This window comes from Ruegeria lacuscaerulensis, from assembly GCF_013034745.1.
In the GTDB taxonomy this organism is placed as follows: domain Bacteria; phylum Pseudomonadota; class Alphaproteobacteria; order Rhodobacterales; family Rhodobacteraceae; genus Ruegeria; species Ruegeria lacuscaerulensis_B.
In genome coordinates, this window is record NZ_WQGP01000011.1 from 19,695 (window position 1) to 45,298 (window position 25,604).

Genomic DNA, 25,604 nt, shown 5'->3' on the forward strand with positions numbered 1-25,604 from the left:
GTAGATGACGGCCATCAGGAAGGGCGTCAAAAGCAGGGTCAGAGCGATGGCCTTCATGGCTTTGTCCTTTCAATCAGTTGAGTTTTGTGCGAGCCGCAAAGACATTGAACAGTCCGCCGAACAGCAACGCGGCGTACCAGCCGTAGAGAAACGCCCATAACAGTCCCAACAGGAATGAGGGCAGGCTGAGCCAAGTCATTCCGGGCATCAGGCCGATCCAAGCCCGGTACATGGCAAAACTTGGAAAGATCAGGTCAAAGGCCACGCACAGCAGGTAGGTTGCGGCCAGAAACAGGCTGAGCGCCCAGCCAAGGGTTGTCACCGGAACACCGGGATGATGTTCTTGTGTCCCCATCACACAGGGGCCACAGGTCAGGCGCAACAGTGCGAATAGCACCACGCCCGTGACGAAAAAGTACAGAATGGTAAGCATGGTAAGTGTCCTGAACTGAGTTGGGCCGCAATCAACGGCTTGGGCAAGACCCCGGAGCGATTCCGGAGCCATTGCCGGTCACGTTCAGGACAGGTTTGGCGGATGTGGTAGTGGTGCGACCGGCAGGCTTGCGCGTGGCCGGAACCGTTCTGGCGCCACGGGCGTAGCAATACGCATCGAGAGCAATTCAGGTGCCGCCATAACTGCCATCGCATAGCAGCCCGGGTGCACTGAGCAGTCTAATTCTTCTGATGGATGAGACGCGGGATACCCACCGCTGTCATCGATCACAAGCTCGGCCTGGGTGGCGGCCTTCGCGATGTCATGCCCGGCATGGGACGGCACAACAGAGATCAGCATCGAAACCACCAACGCACAGATCAACAGGACCTGCAGCCGGCCCATGGCTCGGGCCGTCCGTGTCGCAGTTGATATCCATTGTGCGCGGATCACTTAGGGTTTCCTCCATTCTCCAACAGTTTAGGGCCGCTTGGACCGGTCGCATTGATCTGGCTCAATTCGTGGTCTGAAGAGCCAACAGGCATCTTGCGTTTCCAAGCCAACCAGATAAGTGGCGCCCCCGTCAACAGCCCAAGCCCGATAACCGCAAGGCTGGTGCCGCCTGTCGCGGTTTCGGTAATCTGGCTGCCCAGATGGGCCAGAACGAAACTGGCCGGCAGGAGTCCAGCCAAGGTGGCCAGTGCGAACCGCCAAAATTGAAGTCGGGTCAGACCGGCGGCATAGCTGACCATGTCGAAAGAAACGAAAGGCATCAGGCGGCTGGTGAACACGGTCAACATCAGGGCATTCTGCGATCCAAGCAACCCCAAGTCCAGCTTGTCGCCGAACCACTGGCGCAGCGCGTCGCGCCCCAACCAACGGGCTATCAGGAACGCCAGCAGCGCCCCCAACTCCGCTCCGATAGCAACCAATGCGGTTCCCAGCCCATGCCCATATGCCACCCCGGCAGCGACAGCGATCGGAGCGCTGGGGATTGGGCTGGCAACCACTGCGGCTGTCATGAAGCCGATGATGACAACGGGTCCGAACGGGCCGGCCCAATCCACCCACGCAGTAATGACTTCGCGCGATAGTCCTGCGTCCAACGCGCCAGACAGCCACAACCAGATGGTGGCGATCAGCAACGCGATCAAAACCGCGATGAAAACCAAACGGCTATTGCTGTGCAGGCCCTCCAGCTTTCGTTCCTCCTATGACATAGCCCTCCACCCCTAAACGGGAGTGACGGATTCCGAGGTCACTTAGCGATGTATTTGATCAGCGCTACGATCGCCAGAACGATCAACACTGCGATCAGCAACATCCAGATCATTCCAAACCCCATTCCAGCGCCATAGCCCATCATCGCTTTGTTCCTCAGTGGTTTGTGCCGAGTGCGATGACCCGGCTACACGGTTGCGTTTCAGTTGTTGGTTTCAGAAGCCTTTGTCACAGGTTTCGAGGCCTTCATGCCGTGTTTCGGCGACATCGTCTTTGCGCCTTTCTCGATTTCCCCTGTGGTCACAACGCCATCGCCATTGGCATCAAGATGCTGAAATCGGTCCACCATGGTTTCGCGGATCATCCCGGAATGCAGCGCTTCGAACTCATCAATCGACAGGTTGCCATCTCCATTGACGTCATGCGCCTGCATCCGGGCCTTCAGACCTTCGGCGATCTCAGATTCGCTCGGGCGACCGTCCTCGTCCATGTCCAGAACCGCCAGCCAGTTGCCGCCCATCATCTGGCCATGCATTTTCACCATCATTTGCATCATGCCTGCGTGATCGCCCATCATGCCGCCGGGCGCACCCTGCATCATGCCGCCCTCATGGCCCTGCATCTGCGCGCTGCTGCCATGCTGACCGGCGGCAAGCGCGGGCAGCGCCATCAAAGTCGCGGCAATGGCTCCAGCGGCCAGCGTGAAGGTACGTTTCATGACTTTCACCTCTCGGGTTTTTGTTTCTACACAAAGCATATGGCCGCCCTCGGTCGCGCCACCACCCCCCTGCTCAACCCGGTTTGTATCGTTGTGTCGCAGCCCGCCCAACTGATACAAAGGGATACAAAAAAGCCGGGATTTGTACCGCGCCGGGGCTTATGATTGCGCCATGACTGAAGCACCACATATCTTGATTGTCGACGACCACCGCGAAATCCGTGATGCTGTCAGCCGCTATCTGGAAAAGAATGGGTTGCGCGCCAGTACCGCGCGCGACGCAACCGAGATGGACGCACGACTGGCGGCCGGTCGGATTGATCTTATCGTACTCGACATCATGATGCCGGGCGAAAACGGATTGTCGGTCTGTCGCCGCCTGTCCGCGGCCGGTGGCCCGCCGATCCTGATGCTGACAGCCCTCAGCGATGACACCGACCGTATCGTGGGTTTAGAGATCGGCGCCGATGACTACCTGCCCAAACCATTCAACCCACGTGAATTGCTGGCCCGGATCAAGGCGATCCTGCGGCGTTCCGAAACCACCGTCCCCCCGGCTGGCGATCTGAGCGGCAAACGGATCGCCTTTGGAAGCTGGGTTCTGGATGCCGACAGTCGCACCTTGATATCCGCCGAAGGGGCCGAAGAAAGTCTGACCACCGCCGATGTCCGGCTGCTGGCCGTATTCCTGCAGCGGCCCCGCAAACTCCTGTCGCGAGACGAACTGCTGGATTTGACCGCCGGCCGCAGCCCGCACTTGTTCGACCGTACGATCGACAACCAGGTCAGCCGCTTGCGTCGCAAGATCGAAGCTGACCCAACGCGGCCGAAGCTCATCACCACGATAAGAGGTGGCGGTTATTGCCTGTCGACCGACGTGAGCGAGCTTACGGGATGAAAGCCTTTGCCCAAAGTCTGCGCGGTCAGCTTATCCTTTTGATCATCGCCGCGCTGGCTGCCGCGCAACTGGTCAGCCTGTGGCTGTTCGTCGACGAACGCTCAATGGCAGTGCACATGGCCCTTGGCCTGGAAACCGCCGGACGCGCCGCAAACATCGCGCGGCTGATTGAAGAAGCTCCACCCGAGATGCACGACGCGATCCTGCGGGCGGCAAGTTCTCCACTGGTGCGTTTCAGCCTTACAGATACGCCCGCAGTCGATCACACCGGACATAGCGCTGGTGGGACGGTCGAAAACACAATCCGCAGAATTCTGCCAGGCTATGAAAACCGTCCCATCCGGGTAGAGTTGCATGAGTTCTCTCCCGATATGCTGCCGGTTGAAGGTGTTCCGTCTACAATGGCTGAAATGCACATGGCAATGATGCGTGATCACGTTTCCGCAATTGAAATGCAGCTGTCGATCGCTCTGACGACCGATCAATGGCTCAACGTGGATACCCGGTTCCATAACCCTCCTCTGCAATGGCCTTTGCAGTCCTTCGTCAGCTTCGGTTTCACTGCAACTTTAATTCTTGGAGCAGCCATTTGGTTTCTACTGACACGGCTGACCGGCCCGTTGCGCCGCCTGTCACTGGCTGCAGACCAGTTTGGTCGCGGTGAAGACGTCCAGGAACTGACGGTTTCTGGTCCGACCGAGGTGCGAGATTTGACGCAGGCGTTCAACCATATGCGTGATAGGCTGACTCGCTATGTTGCCGATCGGACCAGACTATTGGGGGCGCTGGGTCACGATTTGCGGTCGCCACTGACGGGATTGCGGGTTCGCGCCGAACTGGTGGAGGAAGAGGAGACCCGTGACCATCTGATCGAGACCATCGAGGAAATGCAGGAGATGGTGGACTCCACCCTGTCATTTGCCAAGGGCGTGGCCACGCGCGAACCTTCCAGTACCGTCCCAATTGGTGAATTCGTAACCAAAACGACCGAAGACATTGTGCAAGCCGGTGACACGGTTGAAGTATCGGTCGCAGACAATCCGGCCGTCACGCTTCGGCCGATGCTGATGAAGCGAGCTCTGCGCAATATCATTGAAAACGCCTGCCGGTATGGTGCCCGGGCCAACGTCTCAGTCATGCAAGAGGGGAATGAGGCAAAAATATTGATCCAGGATCAGGGGCCCGGCATCCCCGAGCATATGCTCGATGCGGTATTCGACCCATTCGTGCGGCTTGAAACATCCCGCTCGCGAGAGACTGGCGGAACCGGCTTGGGGCTGTCGATCGCACGTACGATCATCCAGTCGCACGGTGGCACGATAGAATTGCTAAACGGGGAAACTGGCGGCTTGTGCGCTAAGGTGGTTCTGCCAGTTTTTGAGGGCCAAACGTAACTTGTGAACACAATCGGCATGCCCCGAAAGCTTATTGGAAGCGTACCGCTTTGGGCCAGTTTCAGGTGTGGGCTCAAACGCAGCGGCGGAGAACACTGAACTGGAAAGACTGACTTTCCCCCCAAGAGGTTTGGTGCAGGTGATGGCGATGCGCGACGAGTTCAAAGTGTTCCTCAAAAAGCACGGCGATATCGCTCGGACTATAGCGGGCGACAGGGAGACCACTGCAAGTCTCCGGCCCATCAAGTGCAAACGTAGCAATGATCACATGGCCGCCAATTTTTACCCCTTTCTTCACGCTTTCCAGATAGGCCGCGCGTTGCGATGTATCCACGAGAAAGTGAAAAACCGCCCTATCATGCCAGACGTCATATCTGCGATCGGGGACCCAAGAAGTTATATCTGCAGAAATCCAAGTGACTGTTTCAGCGGCGCGCCCCAACCTTTCCCGGGCCGTGTCCAACGCGACCTGCGATAGATCGAGAACTGTCACGTCATGGAGCCCCTTCGCAAGCAACGCTCCAGCAAGACGAGATGTACCTCCACCAATGTCGATGACGGATGAAGGCTTAGACACTCTGATCAACTCGATGAGTTCAAGCGATATCTCTGGATCATCCTCGTGCCAACTCAATTGGGTGTCAAACTTCTCGCCATAGACATCGTCCCAGTGCTCTCTTGTGTTAGCTGTCATGTCGTATCGTTTTCCCAAGTCGTCGCCCTGGAGATATCCTCATTTTGACCGCTCCGCGCTGCGTTTTCGACTGAAGCAAAAACCAACAAGGCAACGCCCCAGACAATTCGACGCTGGTCCGTTGAATGGCCGCGTGAAGTCATCTCGGCGACAATGTAGTACACACATTCCAATTGTGAAATGTTTTAGGTGGGATTTGCTTGTCGGTCAGATTTCCACTGGGCTGCGCAAGTAGCTCCAGAATTTTGCGCAGTTTAACTGCAGTGGCGCGGGCCGGAGATACCGAAGCGTTGGCAGTTTGTGTACTGCTTGCCTGGATTGCTCTGTTCAATCAGTATAGCCGGAAGATTTTCTGAGCTTTGGAGCTTCAATCAGTCAACGAATTGCTTAAAGCGCCTTTAACCGACAATGGACTGATAACTTATGAGCAGAGCCACAGATCGTTGAAATACGATTTGGTTCTTGAGTGGCTCCTACTCCATTTCTCTTAGTTCATAGAATTTCCTACAGTCGTTGAAACGGCGAACAATCACATCATTGGTGAATAGCTGCCGCATCAACAGACTCAGTTTTTCATGATCGCGCCGATCGCATACATACCATCATCGCTTTTGACCAACATCAGTGTGACTTCGTCACCTGCGCTGATCTCACCCATCATCTGGGCATTCTCAAGAAGCTGCAAATCCATCGTCATCGCGGGCCACCCGATCTCGGGGATCGGATCATGGCTGACGTTAGCGGTTTCGTCGCCAATTGAGTTCACCAAAGCCTTTGCGTGGACCGCACCTTCCATCTGTTCGGAAGACATGGGCATGTTGGAATGGTCCATGCCGTGGTTCGTTTGCGCGATGCCGGATGTTGTAGACACGGCCAATAGGGCCAAAATTGCAGTCAAAGTTTTCATCAGATGCTCCTGTTTCAAGGTTGTGGGTATTATTCTGCCGGAAGCGCAGGGGGCACTTCCTGGATCGTGTGGGAGATCTCTCGGTTCACGCGATTGAGCGCGAGCCGTTTCCAAATCACGAATATTGCGGGAATGACAAAAAGCGTAAGAAGGGTCGCTGTCACCATGCCCCCAATCATCGGCGCAGCGATCCGCTGCATGATTTCAGAGCCTGTACCGGTGCCGTACATGATGGGTATCAGTGCTGCAAAGATCGTGGCTACAGTCATTACCTTCGGCCGAACCCGAAGAACGGCTCCTTCGAACACCGCGTCTTCGATATCGTCACGTGTCAGCTTTCGCTGTTCCGATTGCGCCAGCCCTCGACGTTTCTCCCAAGCAAGATTGAGGTACAACAACATGACAATCGCTGTTTCCACGGCAACTCCCGCCAGCGCGATGAAGCCCACGAGCACAGCAATTGAGATATCGAAGTTAAGATACCATAAGAACCAAACCCCACCTGCCAATGCGACCGGGAGCGCCGCAAGAATTATCCCGACCTCAATCACCCGATTGAACGCCAAGAAAAGCATGAGCGTGATAATTAGCAGGGTTGCAGGAGCAACGATCGTCAACCTGTCCTGCATTCTCTCTATGTACTCATACTGCCCTGACCAAGTCAGCGAGTAACCTGGAGGCAGGTCGACCTTTTCTGTAACCACCTCTTGTGCTTCGGCCACATAGCCGCCCAGGTCGCGCCCCGCGATGTCGATGAACACGAACCCAGTTCGTCGAGCGTTCTCTGATCGTATCATTCCCGGCCCGTCAACTATTCGAATATCGGCGAGAGCGGACAGTGGCACATGAGCACCCGACGGCGTGACGACAGGAAGATTTTCGAGCCGTTCCGGGCTGTCTCGCCATGCCTGAGGGTACCGAAGGTTTATAGGAAACCTCTCCAGCCCCTCCACAGATTCCGACACTTGCATACCGCCAATTGCGGTCTGCACTACGTCCTGAACTTCTCGAACACTCATCATGTATCGGGAGGCGGCATCTCGTTTGACGTCGATTTCGATGAAACGCCCGCCAACAGGTCGCTCTGCGTAGGCGGAAGCCGTTCCATCAATATCAGCGACCGCACGCTCTACTTCGATCCCTATATCTGTAATGACCTCCAAGTCGGTGCCGGATATTTTGACACCGACAGGAGTACGGATACCTGTCGCAAGCATATCGATGCGGTTCTTGATAGGTTGGATCCAAACATTTGTAACGCCCGGAACCTGAACGATACGATCGAGCTCATTCCGGATTTTCTCCATTGTCATGCCGGGGCGCCATTCTTCTTCCGGCTTGAGTTGGATTGTGGTCTCCACCATCGTTAGAGGTGCTGGATCGGTTGCAGTCTCCGCACGCCCAACTTTACCGTGAACAGTTTCGACTTCTGGCACGGTCGCGATCAGGCGGTTGGTCTGCTGCAGTACCTCACGGGCTTTTCCCGTCGAGATCCCGGGGTAGAAGCTCGGCATGTAGAGAAAATCACCTTCGTTCAACTCGGGCATGAATTCAGAGCCAATTCTCTGGTACGGGTACCACATGGACGTCACCAGAACGCCGGCCAACAGTGTTGTTGCCCATGGCCAGGCAATTGCCGCGTCCAGAAATGGGCGGTACACGAACACAACCAAGCGATTTAGCGGATTTTTTCGCTCCGGTAGAATACGCCCCCTTACAAAGTAACCCATCAAGACCGGAACCAGCGTTATCGAAAGGATGGCGGCTGCAGCCATGGCGTAGGTTTTGGTATAAGCGAGTGGCGAGAAGAGCCTACCTTCCTGATTTTCCAGAACGAAAACAGGCAAAAAACTAACCGTGATAATCGCCAGAGAATAAAAAAGGGCTGGTCCCACCTCAGAAGCGCACTCTTGCACAATCCGCCATCGGTTCTCTGCTGTGAGCTTTTCTTTTTCCAACCGCCTGTGCATCGCCTCGATCATCACAATCGATGCGTCGACCATCGCACCAATAGCGATGGCTATGCCGCCGAGCGACATGATGTTTGCGTTTACTCCTTGCGCCTTCATCAGAATAAATGCGGCAAAGATTCCCAGAGGGAGCGACAGAAGAATTACGAGGGATGACCGCAGATGAAGTAGAAAAGCCGCGCACACAAGAACAACGACAATGAATTCCTGCGTCAGTTTCTTCTGGAGGTTATCGATAGCACGCTCGATCACACCAGATCGGTCGTAGGTCGTTATGATTTCGACCCCCTCCGGCAGGTTTGAGCGCAACTCTTCGATGCGCGCCTCCACCGCTTTGATCGTTGCCAACGCATTCCCACCCCATCGCAGAATGACTACTCCACCAACCGCGTCTCCTTGCCCGTCGAGTTCTCCGACACCGCGCCGCATTTCCGGCCCCAGACGGATTTCAGCGACGTCTCCAAGCGTCAGAGCGGCGCCACGGTCGTTGACCATCAACGGCGCGCTTGCAAGGTCTGACAATTCGTCAATGTAGCCCGAGGACCTGACCATGAATTCGGCTTCCCCCATCTCAATGACGCTGCCGCCCGTCTCGCGGTTGGCCGCCTGAATAGCCGTCCTCAATTGTGCAAGTGTTATGTCATAGGCACGTAGTTTGTTTGGGTCGACGACGACCTGGTACTGTTTGACCATTCCGCCGATGGTGGCGACTTCTGAGACGCCTTCCACGGCTTGTAATTCGTATTTCAGAAACCAATCCTGCAGAGTCCTGAGCTGAGCCAGATCATGATTTCCGGTTCTGTCAACCAGCGCATACTGATAAATCCACCCGACCCCAGTCGCATCAGGGCCAAGTTGTGGTGACACGCCCTCAGGTAAGCTGCCGGTAATCTGGCCCAAGTATTCGAGCACACGCGACCGAGCCCAGTAGAGGTCCGTCCCGTCCTCAAAGACAACATATACAAAGCTGTCTCCAAAGAACGAGAACCCGCGAACGTCTTTTGCACCGGGTACGGCCAATAGGGCTGTCGCAAGTGGATATGTGATTTGGTTTTCGACAACTTGAGGCGCTTGCCCGGGATATGGCGTGCGAACAATTACCTGGACATCCGACAGATCCGGGATTGCATCAACCGGCGTCTCACGAATGGCCCAAATACCCGCAACTCCTATCATGAATGCGAGGGCCAAGATGACGAACCTGTTGGCGAGCGAAGAACGAATGATGGCCGTGATCACTGCGTAACACTCCCATCAAGCGCGACCTCTAACAGCGTCATCGAAAAGTCGGGATTGCGGCGAAGGATCAAAGAAACATCAATCCCTACAGGCAAGTTAGAAACCTCAATCCCCTCCGCAACCGGGAAATCCATGGTCATGCCCGGCATGCCGATCTCAGTCATCGGACCGTGTGTTACGTTCGCGGTACGCGCGTTCGGGTCGATACTGTTAATCCGGCCAGAAACCTGAAGTGGCGGTGCAATAGGCGTTGCCGCAGCCAACACCATTGTCATGCCATCTGCACGCGCGAAAGTCAGAGTCATTTCAGAACCGACTTCGAGCATGCTTGTGTCCAATGTAGGTTCTAATGGGAAATCCATGGTCATTCCGGGCATGCCAATCTCAGTCATCGGCCCGTGAGTGATGGTTGCCGTTCCCGCCTCAGCATTAACGAGGTTGATCGTGCCGGTGACTACAATCGGTGGAGCAGAAGGCGTGTCGGTTTCTTCGGGTTCAACGGAATCCGTCGGCGGCGAGCCCTCTTCGCGAATTGCCACAATCGAGAACATCCCCCCTTCTCCCTCAGCCAGATCAAACTCAATTGGCATGTCGATTGGCACGGTAGTGAGATCTACTCCTACAACAGGCAAATCCATTGTCATGGCGGCCCAACCGAGCTCGGGGATCGGTCCGTGCTCAAGCGTCAATTTGCCGTCTGAAGTGACGGCGCGCGCGATTCCGGCACCAGTTCCGGCAATACCATCGTCTGGTGCAAGCTCCATCAGGCTCAGAAGCCCATCCGCACCCCGTGCGATCACGAAAGCGACTGCGTCGCCTGCACTCAAGCTGTCGAGCGAAACACCAGACCTCACCGGAAACTGCGAAGTCATTGCGGGCCAATCGAGGCTTTCGAGAACATCGTGACGAACAGTTGCCATACGATTTTGGGCATCGAGTGAAACCAGGGTGCCTGCCCCGCGTGCTGGTTCGGTATCCGTTGGTGCCATTCGGGTGAAACCGGCGCTCAAAGCACTTTCACTGTCGATTAGAAACTGTGCGGATGCGACAACTTCCTCACCAGGTTCAAGCCCTTGCAGAACTTCTGTTCGACCCCCCTCGCCGAAACTGTCTCGAAGACCTGTAGTCACCAGTCTCGGGCGAAAAGTACCATCGCCTGTTTTTAAGATGACGCGTTCCGCCGAACCGGTACGAATTAACGCCTCTGATGGAACAGTGAGAACATTTCGGCTTTCATCCGGTATAAGGCTAACACTGCCAAACATGCCCGGCCGCAGCACGCCGTCGGTGTTATCGAAACTAAGCCTTACGGGAAGAGTTCGGGTTTGCGGATCAAGCTCAGGGTAAACATAGTCGATGTCGCCTTCGAAGGTGCGACCGGGTAGGTGCTCGAACCTTGCTATCGCGCGCATATCTTCCGACAAACGTGCAATATCTCGTTCAAATACATCAACGATCAGCCATACTTCAGAAAGATCGGTTACCGAAAAAGCAAGCGTGCCTGGCTGCAGGTACATGCCATCGGCGGCATTCAGAGCTATGACGACACCGTTTTGAGGTGCCTCAATTTCCACATTTCGAACCAACTCACCGCCCGCCTCAATCTCAGCAACCTGACGAGCGGACATACCGTGGCTGATCAACTTATTGCGCGCCGCGTCCAAAATCCGCGGGTCACCAGCTTCGACTGCGCGTACAAGATCGCCGGTCGCAGCTGCGATCAGTGGTGAAAAGAGTTCAAATAAAACTTGCCCCTTCTCAACGCGATCACCGACCGCTCGAACTTTCAGTTGCTCAATCCAACCTTCAACACGCGTATGAACGTGATTGGTCAGGTGTTCGTCAAAGCCGACGAAACCCACCGTTTCGATGCGAGGTTCGATATCAGTCATGCGTGCAACCGCAGTTCGCACACCAATTGCGTTGATTTCCGCAGCGCTCAGGGTGACTTCTTCAGGGTCGCCGGTAGGTTCCTGCCCAGAATAAACCGGGATCAAGTCCATACCCATCGGCGATTTTCCAGGTCCAGGCTGCCGAAAATTCGGATCCATCGGTGCTACCCAATAAAGGACCTCTGGTTCGTTCGACTGGCCCTGATCAATTGGATTCAGGTACAGTCTTTCAAGAAAGACACCTCCACCCAGGCCAATCGCCAAGGCAAGTACTGATAGTGCCGCATATCTTCCACGCATAATAATCTCCTGACGGTCGCAGTGCATGCTCGAACCGAAACAACATGAAAACCCGCGCTGACGGGCCTGTGGATGTTAGGAGATTTGTGGAGGACGATCGGGCGTCAGAGGCGCTTGAGAGTTGTGGATGTCGGAATCCATGTTACGGTTTTTCTGGCCAAAAGCTTCAGCCAAAACCGCAAGTCCTACGTGGGTCGGATATTCGCCAACACAACAGATACCGGAATGACATTCTCCGCTGTGATTTACGTGGCTATCCGTGTGGATTTGGCCAGTCGTCGGATGCAAACCGCTATGGTCGTGTTTGAAGTCTGATGACTTTGCAGCCATTGAAACGCCGTGAGGCTCAGAGGTGCTACTGTTTTTGACGTCACTGCTCGCGACCACAACAGTGCCGACGAAGGTCATCGCCAAGCAGACGCATGTCAGAAACGTCATTCGCAACACTGAGAAAAACTTCCACTTCATCCCGTGCAGTTAGGACGAACGTAACGAGTGTTCAAGCCAGTCGGAGGAAAAAACAGGTGAGTTGGTGCGCTGTATCGAAATGAAGCGGATTCCCGCGAATACACGTAACAAACTGCCAAAATAGGAGGCAGTTCATACGATGAGCGCATCTAAGTTTGGCCGAGGTTCTTCAGGATCGGGCAGTCGGGACGGTGGTCTCCGGCACATTCATCGATTAAATGAGACAGTGTAGCATGCATGGCCTTCAGGTCCGCGATCTTGGCATCTATTTCTTTTAGGTTCTGTTTGGCGATATCCTTCACGTCCGCGCTTGCGCGTTCTTTGTCCTCGTACAACGCCAGTAGTGAACGGCAATCCTCAATGGTAAAGCCCAATGAGCGGGCCCGCCCGATGAAGGCCAGTTTGTGCAGTTCCTTTTCGTCGAAATGTCGATACCCGTTCAGACTGCGCCTGGGTTTGATGAATCCGATATCCTCGTAATAACGGATGGTTTTGGCAGGCAGACCCGAACGTTCTGCTACATCTCCGATATTCACAGCGGTTCTCCTATTCTATTCAGCAGGCGCTGATCGCAGCGCCTGCTCTTCATTCTGCGAGATCTGTTCTCGCCCAACTTTGATCGGCTTAACCCAGCGCAACCGCAGCGCGTTGGTCAGGACAAATACACTGGACAGCGCCATGGCACCTGCAGCCAAAACCGGCGACAGCAACGGGCCGCCAAACGGATAGAGCACCCCCGCTGCAACCGGTATGAGCAGCGTGTTGTAGCTGAAAGCCCAGAACAGGTTTTGGCGGATGTTACGCATGGTGCGCTGACTAATATCGAAGGCGTTGACCACGCCTGTCAGGTCGCCTGACATCAGAACGACGTCAGCCGCCTCGATGGCGATGTCAGTGCCTGTCCCGATCGCAATTCCTACGTCAGCCGCCGCCAGAGCGGGGGCATCATTGATGCCATCACCCACAAAGGCCAGTTTTCCGCCATTTGAGCGCAGATCTTGCAACGCGGATACTTTACCCTCTGGCAGAACCTCGGCCACGACATGATCGATGCCAAGCTGCGCCGCGATGGATTTGGCTGTAGCGGTATTGTCGCCGGTAATCATCGCTACTTTCAGCCCCAGTCCGTGCAAAGCTTCAATTGCGTCTGGCGTGGTGGTCTTGATTGGGTCCGCCACGGCGATGACGGCTGCGATAACTCCGTCTACGGAGGCATAAAGTGGAGTCTTTCCGTTGATTGCGAGTTCAGCGCCCCGATCAGACAACGCGCCCATTTCAACCCCTTCGCGACTCATCAGGCGGTCGGCCCCGATCAGGATTGTATGGCCTTCGACTGAGGCGCTTACCCCGTAACCGGTGATCGACGTGAAGTCTTCTGGCTTCGAAAGCTCCAGACCACGGGTTTCAGCCGCGCGCACGATGGCCGTGGCGATCGGATGTTCGGATGTGACCTCAACGGCAGCAACAAGGCGCAGAACCTCATCCTCGGCCAATCCTTCGGCCACAATCAGGTCGGTCAGCTCCGGACGCCCTTCGGTCAAGGTCCCCGTCTTGTCCACCGCAACAACGGTGGTTTCCTGCAGCATTTGCAAGGCGTCGCCCTTTCGAAACAGGACACCCATCTCGGCCGCGCGGCCGGTGCCGACCATGATTGAGGTGGGTGTGGCCAACCCCATGGCGCAGGGGCAAGCAATGATCAGTACCGCAACCCCGGCTACCAACGCCAAGCTGAGCGCAGGATCGGGTCCGAACAACATCCAAACCAGCACAGTCATTACGGCCACAGCGATCACTACCGGCACGAACCACAGCGTGATGCGGTCAACCAAGCCTTGAATCGGAAGCTTGGCACCCTGTGCTTGTTCGACCATTTGAATGATCTGGGCCAACATAGTGTCTGCGCCGATCTTTTCAGCCCGGTACGTCAATGCGCCCGCGCCATTAACTGTTCCGCCGACCACAGTTGCGCCCTCGGTCTTTTCGGCAGGAACCGGCTCGCCGGTGATCATGCTTTCATCGACATATGACGCGCCGGTCACTACGGCACCATCCACCGCGATTTTTTCGCCCGGTCGAACGTGCACAATATCCCCTACAACGATCTGCTCGATCGGTAGCTCGACAACCGATCCGTCGCGCTCAACGCGCGCTGTTTTTGCCTGCAGACCGACCAGTTTTCGGATCGCTTCACCAGTTCGCCCCTTGGCGCGCGCCTCGAGGAACCTCCCCAGCAATATGAGAACCACGATCACCGCTGCGGCCTCGTAGTAGACGTTTGCGGTTCCGGCGGGAAGAACACCCGGCGCAAAGGTGGAAACAAGCGAGAACCCATAAGCCGCCGAAGTGCCCAGAGCCACCAGAGAATTCATGTCCGGCGCGCCTTTGAACAAGGAAGGGAATCCCTTAGTATAGAACTGCAAACCTGGCCCAAAAAGAACGATCGTGGTTAGAAGGAATTGCAGGTAATAGCTGTTCTGGATGCCGATCGTGCTCGCTATCAGGTGGTGCATGCCCGGAATAACATGCGAGCCCATTTCAAGGATAAAGACCGGCAAAGCGAGCAAGGCGGCAAAGCTTGTTCGCCGGGCCAATTGGCGAATCTCTTTGGCTTTGCGGTCTTGTGGTTCGGTCTGCGTCGCGGATCGCAGGCTCGCCGGATAGCCAGCAGATGCCGCAAGCGCCGCGATGGCTTCGGGTGTTGTGACTCCCTCAGCATAACGTACAGTTGCACTTTCGGTGGCCAGATTGACCGACGCGGACAAGACGCCATCATCTGCTTGCAATGCCCGTTCAACGCGCCCCACGCACGATGCGCAGGACATGTTCTGAATATCCAGCGTTACCTCTTCCGTCCGTGCCAGATATCCGGCGCTGTTTAACGCATCAGCAATGGCCGCTTTATCGGCTGGATCGCGGAAATCGACCTGAACGCTTTCGCTGGCGAGATTAACCGAAGCGGCATCTACCCCTGGCACATCTTTCAACGCGCGCTCAACCCGCCCTACGCAGGACGCACAGCTCATACCCTGAACTTGAAACCTTGCATGTGAAATTTCAGTCATATTGTCACCACCAATGTTCTGCTGACGGGAAACATAAGGGTTCCAGCAAGTGGAAGGTCAAGGGATGGGGCTGACTTTCTTTGCCACTAATTTTGACGATCCAATAATCACGACTTGACCTTCCTGTGCTGGAATACTTTAGCCGGGACGACGGAACACAGGAGCAAACATCCATGACGACCCTAAATATCCCGGATATGAGCTGCGGGCACTGCAAGTCAGCTATCGAAAAAGCCGTTGCCACGGTGGATTCCTCCGCACAGTTGGACTTTGACATGGAAAACCGCAGGGTACGTGTCTTAAGCACCAATTCACTTGATCATATCCTTGCAGCGCTGAAGTCCGAGGGATACGAAGCCACGATCGCATGATAAACTTAGGAGCGCACATGCTGTCGCCCCCTTGGTTCTATCTTGCGTCTCTGACTGCCACGATTAACCGGGTCATTTCATCTTCGGTGATCAGACCCGGGGCAAGCGCATCTCCAATCACAAACGAAGGAGTGCCACTGAAGCCAAGCTGTCGGGCCAATTCCATGGAAATCTGAATATGCGCGTCGACTTCCGGCGCTTCCATATCTGCGCGCAATTGATCCTCGTCCAGGCCAAGTTCCCGAACAACTTTCAGTACACTGGCCTCAGTGGCACGACCGTTCAGAGCCATAAGCGCCCAATGAAATTCTTCGTATTTTCCCTGGTTTCGTGAGGCCAGCGCAGCGCGTGCCGCGAAGTCGGAACCTTCTCCAAGTATGGGCCATTCTCGATAAACAATTCGCACATCGGAATCGCCCGCGATTACGTTCTTCACGACCGGGGCAGCGCGTTTGCAATATGGGCAGTTATAGTCGAAAAACTCGACCACGGTTACATCGCCTTCCGGGTTTCCGATTACAGGCGCATTCGGATCCTGTTCCAGCAATTCACGCTGATTTTCCAAGACGCTTCCAATTGCTTCGGCTTTTGCCTGATCCTCGCGCTGTTGAAGCAATTGAATCGCCTGCATGATGATCTCAGGGTTTTCCAAAATGGCTTCGAGAGCCAGCCGTTTTACATCGGAGTCAGACAGCTCGTCGGCGCGTGCCATAGGAATGCCAATCGACATGGCGATAGCGACTAAGCCTGCAAGTATTCGTTTCACATCAGTTTCCTTCCGTTTGTTCTGCTTCGGTGCGTTGCTCTTGCAGCTTGCGTTCCCGATCCGGCCAACTCTCCTTGATGAAGGCGAGGATGTCCCAGATATCCTGATCCGACAGAGTGTCCCCGAAGCCTGGCATGCCGCTTTTGACGTCAGCGACACCCATCTGTTTCAAAGTTTGGTCCCCGCCAAACTTTGTATAGTCGAACAACAGCTTGTCGCCGTGATGCCAGGTATGCCCGGTTCGGTCATGCGGGGGCGCCCGCAAGACGCCATCCGGATCAGGTGTTTGCCAATCCTGCTGACCCTCCAAATTTGCCCCGTGGCATGACGCGCAGTTTTCGGCGTACAAAACTGCACCACGTGCCGAATCCGCTGATGCACTGTTCTGCGCACGCCCACTCAGGCCCCAGCCAGCGACCGCGACAATGATCACTACAGCAGCCAGTGACACCCATTTCGCCGAACTCTTGTTCATCATGCCACGCTCAGCCAGGTCTTCATACCAGCGGCCTGATGCGACAGCATATGGCAATGAAACAGCCAATCCCCCGGGTTATCCGCAACGAACGCAATCTCCCGCTTTTCTATCCGGTCAACCAGGATTGTGTCCCGCAGCGGCCCTAGGTTGCCGTTTGGCAGAACTTCCTGAAAGTGCGTCCCGTGCAAGTGCATAGCGTGCGGAAAGACGGTGTCGTTCTGCATCTGAATCCGGACTATGTCGCCACGCGAAACGGCAGCAAGGGGGTTTTCAGGTAACCCGGCGACACCGTTGAATGTCCAGATCTGCCCTTCCTGAACCAATTCATTGGTGCTCATGACCTGGCCGTTAAAAGTGCCTTGACGCAGTCCGCCCATCGCCCCGCCTTCCATCACTAATGGGATTGTCAAAGCGTCAGAAACATCTTCGAGAAAGGAAACAGGGTTGGGTGGCAGGGCTTCTATTGCACCGCGGTTTGCGGATGCACCGCTTCCCGAAACCGGGATTTCAGCAATGACAAACGATTCATCGCGTTCGTGAAGAGTTATTTGAACGGCTTCGTTCGATTCCGCTGTGACATCAACAATTAAGTCTGCTCGCTGTGCAGGCCCAAAAACAAGGGTTTCAAAATCCTCTGGCTGCCTTACAGGCATGCCATCATAAGCGACCAGTTTCCCGTTTGCGCCACCTACTGAGACATACATGATCCGATCAGTTGCCACGTTGACCATTCGAAGTCGCAAACGCTGGTTTGTCAGAACTTCTGTCATGGGCGATATGTGTGCGTGAACGTAGTTTCCCATTCGGCCTGCATGCGTCCAGTCATGCATCGCGCCGAAATCATCGACGATTTGGGCGTCCTGACCCAACCTCCAGTCATCCAGCAGGATCGTAATGTCATGATCCGTGTCCGGCGGGTCCATTTCGTCGACGATGAACGCGCCGTAAAGGCCCCTGGCCACTTGTTCCGTTGACTGGTTATGAGAGTGGTACCAGAAGGTTCCTGCATCCTTCAGAGGCAAGTCATACTGAAACTCGCCGCTTGTTGGTACAGCCTCCTGTGTAAGACCCGGCACCCCATCCATGTTGTTTGGAACCCGCAGTCCATGCCAATGGATTGCCGTAGGCTGAGGCAGTGAGTTCAGGAGTGTCCGGCGAACCGTTTCGCCCTGCCGGGCACGAATTTCGGGGCCCGGAACACCGCCATCATATCCCCATATCTCGGTTTCAGGATAGCTGTCGGGGGCAACACGTGCCAATCCTGAACGCGCCTCGATTATTCGGGGGGCGGTAGCCGCCCTCCCGATAGTCGGCACTGCGATTAGTGCCGACGTGCCTGCAACGAATTGCCTGCGATTGAGCTTCATGAGGACTTCCCTCCAAAGAAAATTTGATCTCTCACTCGATTACCCCCCGTCGTGCACATCCAGCAGATAGGTCGCCATTGCCTTCCGGTCTTCGTCTGTCAGAAAGCTGGTGCCATAGTTTACGACCTCTCCCATGGCGCCGCCGAAGACATCGCCATCAGGCATGACGCCGGTGCGCAACGCGTAGGCCAAATCATCTACCGTCCAACCACGCTTTTGCAGGGTCTCAAAGTCGATGGCCGGTGCCTTGTCACCGCCCGGCAGAGAGTCACTTCCCTTGAAGTGTTCCGTGTCCGAATTTCTTGCGCCAGCCAGGTTCCTCCCGGTGTGGCAGGCCGCACAATGTGTGGCACCTTCGACCAGTAGCCGGCCCCGGTTCCACACTTCGTCATTGCCCGGCACGGGATCAGTGCGGGGTGGTTCCAGAAAAGCCGCGCGCCACAGCTTCAGGCCCCATCTCTGATTGAAGGGGAACGCCATTTCCTGTTCTTTTGACGGTTCCGCTACCGGTGGAACTGTTTGCCATGCGGCCCAGAGATCGGCGATGTCCTGATCCGTGAAATTGGCATAGAATGGATAAGGAAAGGCCGGGTAATAGGGTTGTCCGCCGGGTGATACGCCTTGACGCACCGCGCGGGCGAACTCCTCGATTGTCCAATCACCGATCCCGTGATCGGGATCTGTGGTCAGGTTCGGCGAAAAGAGCGTGCCGAACGGGGTATCCAACTCCACCCCACCGGCCAAGGCCGCGCCCCCTTTGGCAAAATCTGTGTGGCAAGCGATACAACCACTTGCCCTTGCCAGATACGCCCCGCGGTTAACGTCACCCTGAATGTCGAGAGCTTGTAAGGGCTGGCCAATCGGCCAAGCCATCACAGCAACAAGTCCCGCTGACGCCGCTACGGCGGCAGCAAGGCCCAATCGGAATATCGGTCTCATGACGCATTCCTATTCCGACCGAAATTGCGTGTGACACGCCGAGCATGTCTGGCTCAGCATCATGAACACACCATCTGCCGGCATTTCAGAAAGTTGTGCCTGGTTTGGACTGCCGCCCATCATTCCGGCACCCATCATAGAACCGCCACCCATCATGGATGCGCCGCCCATCATGCCCGAACCATGGCCCGACCCGGACATCATCAACCCGTTGTCCGCCGCAAGCACAAGGCCTTCAGAGTAGGATTCCAACTGCCTGGCTAACTCTGCAAATGAACCCCAATCCTGCCAGATCTCCGATTTGGCCTCCGAGGGTTTGCCATCAGATCCCTCTGGAAACAGCTTTGTCATGCTCTCGCCAGCGTGACGCCCGATTTTCTTGGCCTCGCTTCGTACCGTTTGCGCATTGTAGGGCGTTTTCCCCTGCATCATCGGCGTAAGGATCTTCATGCTGTCCTTCATCGCGGACATACCATCCATGCGTTCTTTGACGATGCCGGTTGCGCCACCATGCGCCAGGGCGGCGGCTGCAAACAGAGAAACCAGGGCAACGCCTGTGGTCATTTTCAGAATGTTCATTGTTTTGTCCTTGTCGTCTGCTTCGACGCGCCCAGGTTGAGCGCAATTCGACTGGTCAGATCAGGACACGCGGCGGTGGTGGGTCAAACGCCGCGATACCGAGAACCCGGTATTGGGCTCGAGGGATCGAGTATCTTTGTTCAGTATCTTGGGGGCCAGGCGGTGGTGGACCCATCGAAAATAGACCAACAGCGTTGCAAATCGTTCCGCCATGACAATGTCCGGGATGACCCTGCTTGACATGCTCAACGTCCGCGGAGTCCGTTTGGTCAATCACGTGCTGAGAACCACTGCCATGTGCATGAGCAGAATCGGCCGTCACAAGCAGCCCGCCAATGGTCAGCACCATTGACAGTATGATGTAACGAATTGCACTGCCCATTCGGCTCGTCACCTTCAGAAAATCCCGTTTTCCTGCTGCAGCTCTCTGATATACGCCACGATGCCCTTCACATCCGCACGGGTCAAGCCATCGACCGGCGGCATATTGCCGAACTTCCAATGGTGTGCCCGAACTCCATTCTGGACTGCCACATAAAATGACTCGTCCGAATGGTGGCTTGGTTCATAGATTTTATGCACCAAAGGTGGTGCAAGGCCTTCCAGACCTGTTGCATTCGCGCCATGGCACGCCGAGCATTTGGCGTCGAATGCCACTTTGCCGACGGCCGCAAATTCGCTTAGCTGGTCCGGCAGAGTGACGTTTTCGATTGGGTCTCCTTGCTCCAGTGCTGACGTATCGGGCGGCGTCATCGAGTGACCTGTTGGTTGCTGATTTAAGTTGTAGACGAACGCGGCGGCGCCTGCGATCACTACTCCGCCGATCAAGAGTGTAAGTTTATCCATCTCTGTTCTTCACATGATTGTCAGTTCTTAGGTTCAACGCGCGCAAAAAAAATCGGCCTGACCAAGGTCAGATCAGTTTTACCTGAGTGCCCACAGTGGCCAGTTCGAACAATTCCGCAATCTGCTCGTTGTACAAGCCAATGCAGCCGTTGGAGGATCTTCTCCCGATCTTGCGCGTGTCGTTGGTGCCGTGGATCCGGTAGTATTGCCAGCTCAAATAAAGTGCATGTGTCCCCAGAGGATTCTCCGGACCCGGGCCCACATAATCGGGCCAAGCGGGGTTGCGCTTTTTCATTGCTGGTGTCGGTCGCCAAGACGGCCCTTCGACCTTGCGAGTAACTGTGGTGTAGCCCAGCCTTGTAAGGTCTTCCGTCAGCGGTACGCTGGTTGGATACATTCGGTAGACGCTTTCGTCTTCCGACCAATATTGCAGGACCTTGGACTGTGTATCGGACAGGATCACACCATTCTTAAGCGTATCAAAGTGGTCCTGCCATTTAGCAACGCGGAATGAGGAAACATTGCGGCGCGTCCCCTCAGTTGCCGTTGATTGGGCCCAAACGGCCGGTGCTGGAAAAAGCGTCGTCGCAGCAAACGCGGCAATCACTCCACGTCGCGTAACAACCTTTCCTTCTTTGCTCCGTTTCATGCCTGCCATCCCAAAGTTTATTCTTTTTTTCCGACTCAAATAACTCGTATGCCCGGTTCCTGCGCTGGAAGGTCAACACGCAAATGACATTTCATATGGGATGTCTCGTCTGAATTGTCGTTGCCGTTGGCGCAGGGATATTTCCTTAGAAGGCGGACCCAAATCATCAAGTCATTGTGGAAAAGCAATTTTTCTTGGACGTAACTCCAGGCTGCTTTAAGCAAAACCTGACTTTCTTGAATCAACCGAACACAAAAAAGCAACGCTAACAATTGCTTAGTTCTTGGTGAATTGATGTGATCACCCGTCGATGCGAGGGTAGCAGGCACTACAAATGACAATCACAGTGGACTAAACACCATGTCCTTCAGGAAAGCTTTCCAAGCACTGGCCGCACTTTTGTTCATCGGCGCTTGTACCGAAACAACGTCAATATCTGCAGATAGCGAGCCCGGAACGCTTTCCCAAGTTCCTGACGCCGTAGCCCAGATTGCTGCTCCGGGCCAGGACCTGAACGCAGTGAAAATCATGCCTGAGGACGGTTGCTATTGGTATCGCTATGTTGGGCCAGTTGAAACAACCTACCTACCACTTAGGACTATTGAAGGGCGCCCAATCTGTACGCGCGCCTGACAAGCGCCTGTCAGCTGGTCGCGGTCAGAAGCCGCTCGGGAGGGTAGAGATGAGCCGTGGACCCTGGCCTGACACGATCATAAAGCCCGATGATATGTGGCATCGCCATCCTTACGCAGCCAGAACTTGCGCGACCTCCGATAGATCTTGGATAAGGCGTTCCGTGAATTCGCAGGTATGTGTCGCGACCACCTTCGAACAGATAAAACGCCCTTGATCCCAATGGGTTTGTCGGCCCACCGGGCACACCATCTGCGAATTGCGCATATTCATCAGGGTCGCGCTCAATCATTTCGGCTGTAGGAGTCCAACGCGGCCATTTGGCCTTTCGCTTGATCGTGTAGACTCCGGGCTCGTAAAGATTGCCTCGGGCAATGGCTACGCCGTAACGCATTGCTGTGCCACCGTCTTCGATGAAATACAGATATCGTGCCACCGCGTCGACATGAATGTCACCCGGAGTAAGTGGTCGATTGGTTTGCACACGCTGAGGCAGGAAACGTGGGTGTAAACCCCAGGGATTGGATGTTGCGGGATCAAAATTGGCTGGAGTTACTTGCGCATCCCACTCCGACCATTGCGAGGCCGCCGCCGACGTCACTCCAAAAACCGGCTGAGAGAAAATGGCGAGCGAGGCTGCAACAAAATGTCGTCTGGTCAGCATTGATAGCGCTCCTATTGGCTGGTTGGTGTCTGGAGTTAGTACCCAGGGGATTAGACAATCCGCGACGGGGGAAGATTTGTCCATTCAATTATTCGTTCGATATCGCTTCGACCCACCCGCGAGTTTTCAAGGCTTAAAGTGACCTAGGCAGCTTCGTGTTTAACCTGAAACTTCACCAGGCGTCGGGACGACAATGCCTGCTGTTCATACCCCTAAAAACTTCCCTGTTCCGGCCGTGTCTATGCACCAAGTAAGGCCCAAGCAAATGCTGGACTGGTTTGACAGCGTCAAATTCGCTTCGCGCCAAAACAGCTTGACCTTCCATCGTGGGAAGGCGTTAGCAGAGGTCTCCAATCCAAATTTTGGAGTTGAATGTGAAAGAAAAACAGACTGCAAACGCGCCGCAGGCGTCAGTACCGGTTAGCGGCGGCAAGATAATGAAATGGGGCATGATGGTATGTTGCATTGCCATGATAACGCCGATCGCTCTCTACTTGATCGCCGGCGGGACGGTTGGTGGGCTTTCTGACTCCTTGGGTCTTTTCGCACCGTTGATCCTGTGCCTCGGAGCCCATTTCTTTATGCACAAGGCGATGGAAAAATCCTGTCATTCGAACAAATCTGAATCGGAAAGACCAAAGGCAACAGACGCCGCGGTCGGACCGAACCCAGTACACCGGCAATAATCTTCAATCATGAAGCTTTGGTGCTCAAGGTTGGCCGCCATGTCGCTGGCCGCTCTTTCGCTGGCGGCTTGCGCACCACGCCCTAAACTATGCCCGCTGCAACCGCCGCAGCCTGAATACGCCCTGCCCCAAGGTTGCCGGGTTCAATGGGAGGGCGCGGATGGCGGGGCCTATTTCATCTGCGAAGACGGGCGCGAAGGTTTCGTGAGCTGATCGTGGGGATGTGACATTCCGGCTCGTTGACCCTCCAGCGCTGGAATCTGGCAGAGACGGGTGCAAAACAACCGATGGCAACGCGCAATGGCAAGAACACTCCTAAATTTATGTATTATGATCTTGGGGTTAATCTTTGGCCAGACTTCCGCCGGGACAAGCCTTGCAGCTACATCCCAAGCGTATGAATCAGAGCCCCTGGTCGCACACATAATTACCGCGCAGGACGGGATCGCGCCTGACGTCAAGACGATCACTGCAGGACTGCATCTGAAACTGGGCGAAGATTGGAAAACCTACTGGAAGTCGCCTGGTGAGGTGGGAATTCCGCCCAAGATCACTTGGAACGGCTCGCAAAACGTCAGCGACGTACAGTTTCACTGGCCCGCGCCGATCCGTTTTCGCGCCTTCGGGATCGAGAATTTCGGGTACAAGGACGAAGTGGTCTTTCCGCTGACCGTCACACTCGAGAACCCCGGAGCGCCAGTTGACTTGAAGGCCGCTGTGACAACGCTGATCTGTTCCGATATCTGTGTGCCGGTCGAGTTTTCGCTGGACTTGTCGCTGACTCAGGGAACGGGTCGGGATCAGGACTCGGCCCGGCTTATAAATGCCTTTCTGTCGCGGGTGCCAACCACGGGAAACACAAGCGGAATGAAGTCCGACGCCGCGACCCTGGATACCGAGTCCGAGATGCTGACGCTGAATTTCACCAGCGACCTGCCCTTTGATGCGCCTGATGTCTTTCCCGACATGGGACGTGACACCGCGTTTGGTGCACCCGACATCCGGCTCGCTGGCGACAGGCGTCAGCTATGGGTGCAGTTCCCGGTCCTCGCTCTGGCACAGGACCCCCCCGCCTTGTCCGTCACGGTTACCGACACCAACCGCGTGGCCGAGTTTTCGCCCCGTACCGACGCTCCCCCTACCCCGCCACCATATGAGATCGCGGCCGCCGAAACTTCAGCCAGCGCGCTGGTCTGGATCATTTTGCTGGCGGTGGGCGGCGGGTTGATTCTGAATGTCATGCCCTGCGTACTGCCAGTGCTTTCGATCAAGCTTTCCTCGGCGGTAAAGGCTCGCGACCGCTCTGCGGCTCAGATTCGCGCCGGGTTCCTGGCTTCGGCAGCCGGAATCCTGACATTCATGTGGCTGTTGGCGGCTATCACCATTGCGGCGCGGTCGCTGGGCTATTCCGTCGGCTGGGGCATCCAGTTCCAGAATCCGCTTTTCCTTGCGGTGATGATCGTGGTGCTGGCGGTTTTTGCAACCAGCCTCGCGGGCTTGTTCGAGATCACGCTGCCGCAGTCGCTGAACACCCGGCTTGCCCATGTCGAAAAGGGCCGCGTGTCGCTGGTCGGGGATTTCCTGACCGGAGCCTTCTCAGCAGTTCTGGCGACGCCCTGCTCGGCCCCCTTCCTCGGCACGGCGGTGGCCTTTGCCCTGACCGGCCGACCGGTGGATATCGTGGCGATCTTCACCGCAATGGGGGTCGGGCTGGCCATTCCTTACCTGCTGGTTGCAGTGCACCCGAAACTTACCGCCGCTCTGCCTAAACCGGGGCGTTGGATGGTGGGATTAAAATGGGCCCTGTCGGCGGCACTGCTGACCACGATCGGCTGGTTGGTCTGGGTGATGGTCGGGGTGGCCGGAGACACTGCTGCAACTGCTACCGTGCTGGCTGCAACTGTTCTGGTCCTGTTGATCTGGAAAAGTACGATGATGCCACCCGTTTTGCGCTGGACAGCCCTGTTGCTGACGCTGACCGCAGCGTTTGCCGCACCGGTTGCGATTGCCGGCAAAGACCGGTCCAGGCTGCTTGAACCAGCCGGAGAGATCCCTTGGATTACCTTCAGCCGCCCCGAAATCGCCCGCCTTGTGTCGCGCGGCGAGGTGGTTTTCGTCGATGTCACAGCCGACTGGTGTCTGACCTGCAAGGCCAACAAAGCGCTGGTGCTGGAACGCGGCGAGGTTCTGGCAACACTGCAATCGGACAAAGCAATTCCGATGCAGGCCGACTGGACCCGCCCCGACGATGTGATCGCCCGTTTCCTTGAGGACAATGGACGGTTCGGGATCCCCTTCAACATCGTCTACGGCCCGTCGGCCCCCGAAGGCATCGCCCTGCCAGAGATCTTGACCACGAACGCCATTCTCGACGCGATGGAACAGGCCGCGCCGATTGCGGGCGGAGCCGTGGAAAGCGGATCCTGACCC

General features: G+C 55.8%; 26 protein-coding genes. 7 read left to right on the top strand and 19 right to left on the bottom strand.

Annotated elements, in window-relative coordinates; genetic code table 11:
* Nucleotides 1-73: 73 nt before the first annotated feature.
* The 4 genes from GOV79_RS19520 to GOV79_RS22415 all read right to left on the bottom strand — a co-directional run bounded on the left by GOV79_RS19520 (nucleotide 74) and on the right by GOV79_RS22415 (nucleotide 2,372).
* Nucleotides 74-433, bottom strand: a complete 360-nt coding sequence (locus GOV79_RS19520) for a hypothetical protein (RefSeq protein WP_152460765.1) — start codon at nucleotides 431-433, stop codon at nucleotides 74-76.
* An 84-nt stretch (nucleotides 434-517) separates the two neighbouring features.
* Nucleotides 518-886, bottom strand: coding sequence for a hypothetical protein (locus GOV79_RS19525; protein WP_157054266.1), 369 nt, complete (start codon nucleotides 884-886; stop codon nucleotides 518-520).
* Nucleotides 883-1,605 (bottom strand): TVP38/TMEM64 family protein, encoded by a 723-nt coding sequence (locus GOV79_RS19530; RefSeq protein ID WP_331252139.1) that lies wholly within the window; start codon nucleotides 1,603-1,605, stop codon nucleotides 883-885. The genes GOV79_RS19525 and GOV79_RS19530 overlap by 4 nt, the downstream gene beginning before the upstream one ends.
* A gap of 251 nt (nucleotides 1,606-1,856) precedes the next feature.
* Nucleotides 1,857-2,372 (bottom strand): EF-hand domain-containing protein, encoded by a 516-nt coding sequence (locus GOV79_RS22415; RefSeq protein ID WP_170417928.1) that lies wholly within the window; start codon nucleotides 2,370-2,372, stop codon nucleotides 1,857-1,859.
* A gap of 172 nt (nucleotides 2,373-2,544) precedes the next feature.
* On the opposite strand from GOV79_RS22415, the gene GOV79_RS19540 reads away from it, so the two are divergent.
* Nucleotides 2,545-3,270 (top strand): response regulator, encoded by a 726-nt coding sequence (locus GOV79_RS19540; RefSeq protein ID WP_170417925.1) that lies wholly within the window; start codon nucleotides 2,545-2,547, stop codon nucleotides 3,268-3,270.
* Nucleotides 3,234-4,664 (top strand): ATP-binding protein, encoded by a 1,431-nt coding sequence (locus GOV79_RS19545; protein ID WP_237217564.1) that lies wholly within the window; start codon nucleotides 3,234-3,236, stop codon nucleotides 4,662-4,664. Before GOV79_RS19540 ends, GOV79_RS19545 begins: the two co-directional genes overlap by 37 nt.
* A gap of 73 nt (nucleotides 4,665-4,737) precedes the next feature.
* Here GOV79_RS19545 and GOV79_RS19550 read toward each other — a convergent pair whose 3' ends face one another.
* The 4 genes from GOV79_RS19550 to GOV79_RS19565 form a co-directional block, all read right to left on the bottom strand.
* Nucleotides 4,738-5,358 carry a class I SAM-dependent methyltransferase gene (locus GOV79_RS19550; RefSeq protein ID WP_170417923.1) on the bottom strand — a complete coding sequence of 207 codons (621 nt, stop codon included), beginning with the start codon at nucleotides 5,356-5,358 and terminating at the stop codon, nucleotides 4,738-4,740.
* A gap of 565 nt (nucleotides 5,359-5,923) precedes the next feature.
* Nucleotides 5,924-6,265: a copper-binding protein gene (locus tag GOV79_RS19555; protein ID WP_170417920.1), complete on the bottom strand. Its 342-nt coding sequence runs from the start codon at nucleotides 6,263-6,265 to the stop codon at nucleotides 5,924-5,926.
* Between the two features lie 29 nt (nucleotides 6,266-6,294).
* Nucleotides 6,295-9,474, bottom strand: a complete 3,180-nt coding sequence (locus GOV79_RS19560; protein WP_170417917.1) for an efflux RND transporter permease subunit — start codon at nucleotides 9,472-9,474, stop codon at nucleotides 6,295-6,297.
* A complete protein-coding gene (locus GOV79_RS19565; protein ID WP_170417912.1) occupies nucleotides 9,471-11,666 on the bottom strand; it encodes an efflux RND transporter periplasmic adaptor subunit in 2,196 nt (731 codons plus the stop codon). Before GOV79_RS19565 ends, GOV79_RS19560 begins: the two co-directional genes overlap by 4 nt.
* A gap of 123 nt (nucleotides 11,667-11,789) precedes the next feature.
* On the opposite strand from GOV79_RS19565, the gene GOV79_RS19570 reads away from it, so the two are divergent.
* Nucleotides 11,790-11,981, top strand: a complete 192-nt coding sequence (locus GOV79_RS19570) for a hypothetical protein (protein WP_170608328.1) — start codon at nucleotides 11,790-11,792, stop codon at nucleotides 11,979-11,981.
* A gap of 302 nt (nucleotides 11,982-12,283) precedes the next feature.
* Here the strand turns inward: GOV79_RS19570 and cueR are convergent, their stop codons facing one another.
* Nucleotides 12,284-12,670 carry a Cu(I)-responsive transcriptional regulator gene (gene cueR / locus GOV79_RS19575; RefSeq protein WP_152460772.1) on the bottom strand — a complete coding sequence of 129 codons (387 nt, stop codon included), beginning with the start codon at nucleotides 12,668-12,670 and terminating at the stop codon, nucleotides 12,284-12,286.
* A 15-nt stretch (nucleotides 12,671-12,685) separates the two neighbouring features.
* Nucleotides 12,686-15,196: a heavy metal translocating P-type ATPase gene (locus tag GOV79_RS19580; protein ID WP_170417908.1), complete on the bottom strand. Its 2,511-nt coding sequence runs from the start codon at nucleotides 15,194-15,196 to the stop codon at nucleotides 12,686-12,688.
* Between the two features lie 173 nt (nucleotides 15,197-15,369).
* Here GOV79_RS19580 and GOV79_RS19585 point away from each other — a divergent pair, with 173 nt between their 5' ends.
* Entirely contained in the window at nucleotides 15,370-15,567 is a 198-nt protein-coding gene (locus tag GOV79_RS19585) for a heavy-metal-associated domain-containing protein (RefSeq protein ID WP_170417905.1), read from the top strand.
* Between the two features lie 37 nt (nucleotides 15,568-15,604).
* Here GOV79_RS19585 and GOV79_RS19590 read toward each other — a convergent pair whose 3' ends face one another.
* The 9 genes from GOV79_RS19590 to GOV79_RS19630 form a co-directional block, all read right to left on the bottom strand.
* Complete coding sequence (locus tag GOV79_RS19590; protein WP_414478956.1) at nucleotides 15,605-16,333, bottom strand: DsbA family protein; 729 nt, start codon at nucleotides 16,331-16,333, stop codon at nucleotides 15,605-15,607.
* A gap of 1 nt (nucleotide 16,334) precedes the next feature.
* Entirely contained in the window at nucleotides 16,335-16,808 is a 474-nt protein-coding gene (locus GOV79_RS19595; RefSeq protein ID WP_170418019.1) for a c-type cytochrome, read from the bottom strand.
* Entirely contained in the window at nucleotides 16,808-18,178 is a 1,371-nt protein-coding gene (locus GOV79_RS19600; protein WP_170417903.1) for a multicopper oxidase family protein, read from the bottom strand. The genes GOV79_RS19595 and GOV79_RS19600 overlap by 1 nt, the downstream gene beginning before the upstream one ends.
* A gap of 39 nt (nucleotides 18,179-18,217) precedes the next feature.
* Nucleotides 18,218-19,117 (bottom strand): c-type cytochrome, encoded by a 900-nt coding sequence (locus GOV79_RS19605; RefSeq protein WP_170417899.1) that lies wholly within the window; start codon nucleotides 19,115-19,117, stop codon nucleotides 18,218-18,220.
* A 9-nt stretch (nucleotides 19,118-19,126) separates the two neighbouring features.
* Nucleotides 19,127-19,696 (bottom strand): c-type cytochrome, encoded by a 570-nt coding sequence (locus tag GOV79_RS19610; protein ID WP_170417895.1) that lies wholly within the window; start codon nucleotides 19,694-19,696, stop codon nucleotides 19,127-19,129.
* A 60-nt stretch (nucleotides 19,697-19,756) separates the two neighbouring features.
* Nucleotides 19,757-19,909 carry a hypothetical protein gene (locus tag GOV79_RS19615; RefSeq protein ID WP_170746572.1) on the bottom strand — a complete coding sequence of 51 codons (153 nt, stop codon included), beginning with the start codon at nucleotides 19,907-19,909 and terminating at the stop codon, nucleotides 19,757-19,759.
* A 183-nt stretch (nucleotides 19,910-20,092) separates the two neighbouring features.
* Nucleotides 20,093-20,542, bottom strand: a complete 450-nt coding sequence (locus GOV79_RS19620; protein WP_170417891.1) for a c-type cytochrome — start codon at nucleotides 20,540-20,542, stop codon at nucleotides 20,093-20,095.
* 67 nt (nucleotides 20,543-20,609) lie between these two features.
* Entirely contained in the window at nucleotides 20,610-21,200 is a 591-nt protein-coding gene (locus tag GOV79_RS19625; RefSeq protein WP_170417888.1) for a L,D-transpeptidase, read from the bottom strand.
* A gap of 634 nt (nucleotides 21,201-21,834) precedes the next feature.
* Entirely contained in the window at nucleotides 21,835-22,488 is a 654-nt protein-coding gene (locus GOV79_RS19630; RefSeq protein ID WP_050605720.1) for a L,D-transpeptidase, read from the bottom strand.
* Between the two features lie 374 nt (nucleotides 22,489-22,862).
* Between GOV79_RS19630 and GOV79_RS19635 the strand changes: the two genes are divergently transcribed.
* The 3 genes from GOV79_RS19635 to GOV79_RS19645 all read left to right on the top strand — a co-directional run bounded on the left by GOV79_RS19635 (nucleotide 22,863) and on the right by GOV79_RS19645 (nucleotide 25,601).
* A complete protein-coding gene (locus GOV79_RS19635) occupies nucleotides 22,863-23,174 on the top strand; it encodes a DUF2933 domain-containing protein (protein ID WP_255612174.1) in 312 nt (103 codons plus the stop codon).
* 39 nt (nucleotides 23,175-23,213) lie between these two features.
* Complete coding sequence (locus GOV79_RS19640) at nucleotides 23,214-23,387, top strand: hypothetical protein (protein WP_170417885.1); 174 nt, start codon at nucleotides 23,214-23,216, stop codon at nucleotides 23,385-23,387.
* 117 nt (nucleotides 23,388-23,504) lie between these two features.
* Entirely contained in the window at nucleotides 23,505-25,601 is a 2,097-nt protein-coding gene (locus GOV79_RS19645) for a protein-disulfide reductase DsbD family protein (RefSeq protein ID WP_170418009.1), read from the top strand.
* Nucleotides 25,602-25,604 lie beyond the last annotated feature (3 nt).